Here is a 2,122-nt window from a genome sequence, read left to right on the forward strand (position 1 = left end):
CCTTGTGAATATATATTTGAATCAGTTTGAATGTATTAAATAAAATGAACAAAATCGAACAAGACGTTCGAGACGGATTGCTTACACTGCGCTTTGCTCCGTTCCAGCAACCGCTCAACTCAGCGTTGGACAGAACCGCCATGAGGCGGGGACGCTTAACGACGCCCAAACTGCTGAAATTAAAATAGATATAAGAATTCAGAAGGGTGGAATGATCAAGGGAGTTCAGCAGATATTTCAGGAAGGCTATGCGGAGTATGAGCGGAGTCACGCTGTGTCGAAGTCGATGAGGGATACGGCCTGGAGCGTGATGAACTGCCGGACGGCGGTGCTGGGAGGATATCAGGAAGTCTGTGAAGCGGGACATTTTGAAAAGAATCATTATAATTCGTGCCGTAACCGTCAGTGTCCACAGTGCAATACCGCACAGAATGAGAAGTGGCTGGAGTTTCAGCGCTCGCGTCTGCTGGACTGCGCGCATTATCACGTGATCTTCACGTTGCCGCATTCCTTGAACGGATTATGGAAACACAATGAGCGTGAGATGACGAATTTGTTGTTTCAGAACGCCAGCGCGACGTTGCGGGAATTGCTGGAAGATGAAACATATCTGGGCGCGGAAGCGGGCTGGATCGCGTCGTTGCATACGTGGAGCCGTGATCTGAGTCTGCATCCGCACCTGCATGTTCTGATCACCGCGGGTGGTCTGAACGAGGAGCGATGGGTGGAAAAAACGGGAAATATCCTGCTGCCGTTCCGGGTGGTTCGTGACCTGTTTCGCGGAAAAATGAGAGCGTCGCTGAGCGAACAACTGGAGTCTGGAACGCTGAAGGTTCCCCCGTCGGCTACGCTTCAGGGTTGCCTGAACGAACTCAACCGGTTGGGCCGTCAGCCGTGGAATGTGAAACTGTGTCCCCGTTATGAGCATGGTCAGGGCGTGCTGCTGTATCTGTCAAAGTACCTGCGGGGTGGTCCGGTGAGCGACCGGCGGATTCTGTCGCTGGAACACGGACGGGTTCGTCTCAAGACCGGGCGTGGGTCTGAGGCCCGATCGGTGGAGTATGGCGTCAGTACGTTTATTCAACGGTTTTTGCGGCATGTTCCTCCCAAAAACAGTATTCGGGTCCGGTCCTATGGTCTGTATTCCAATAGCGCCCGTCAGACATCCTGGGAAACGGCGAACCGGAGTCTGGGGCAGAACGGGGCGGCCAGAACGTCCTCGCCCATGAAAGTTCAGCGACAGGTTTCCCTGAAACTGGCCGAAAAACTGTGGAGTCCCGCGAACTGTCCGGTGTGCGGCAAGACCTTACACGTCCGGGTCCTGCCGGAAATTCGGAATCCCGCGCGACGCAAGGAAACCGTGCCAAGAGCGGAGCGAAAAGACGCGGCCTGACGTCCCCCTGTCCGGAGGGTTGTCGCGACATCTCCGGAAGGACTCCGTCCGGACGCTGGAAAACACCGACAAAGGACCGATAGCTGAACTCAATGGACGCAAAGTGAAGGGAAAATCACGCTGTTTCGCGACGGCTATCCAGGGAAATGTACAAAAATCCGCCGCCATTTCCTCAAATAATCACCAGGGCGGAAAATCGTTCGCGCCGGATTTCCATAAATAAAGGCTGGCGTTGAACTTCAGGAACGCTTGCGACGGGCGTTGCCCGCTCATCTGTCCAACAGACGATGAAGCAGAAAAACTCATACCCAACGCTGACTTCCTGTCTCGCGAAAACTCACTCCGTCATACGGTCCGTGAGTTTTCTGCTTATCTTAAACGTTGGACATATTCTTAATGAAGGAGATCGATCATGAATAAAGTTATTGCCCATCTGGATATACTTGGGTTTAGTAATCATACATATACAAATGTTGAGGAAGCACTGGAATTACTGTCTGATTATCAGACTATTATAAACCAGAAGATCATTGACAATAAATTACACCCATCATCATCCTATCCAAGCGGATTACAAGATTTAGCAAAACATAATAGCGTTGCTAGGAGGCTGTCCGAGAATAGCCATAAGCAATGTTTGATTGGTGAAAAATTTGGTGTAGAAAATACCCTTGTGAGGGTCGCCCAACAATTTTTCTTGAGTTCCAATCATGTTTCAAAATTATTTTT

2 protein-coding genes are annotated in these 2,122 nt (G+C 50.8%); both read left to right on the forward strand.

Features of this window, described 5'->3' with window-relative positions; translation table 11 throughout:
* Positions 1-211 precede the first annotated feature (211 nt).
* Complete coding sequence (locus HQM11_21460) at positions 212-1,393, forward strand: transposase (GenBank protein ID MBF0353605.1); 1,182 nt, start codon at positions 212-214, stop codon at positions 1,391-1,393.
* A 412-nt stretch (positions 1,394-1,805) separates the two neighbouring features.
* On the forward strand, positions 1,806-2,122 hold a 317-nt coding region (locus HQM11_21465), incomplete at its 3' end, for a hypothetical protein (protein MBF0353606.1).

The organism is SAR324 cluster bacterium (assembly GCA_015232315.1).
GTDB lineage: Bacteria > SAR324 > SAR324 > SAR324 > NAC60-12 > JADFZZ01.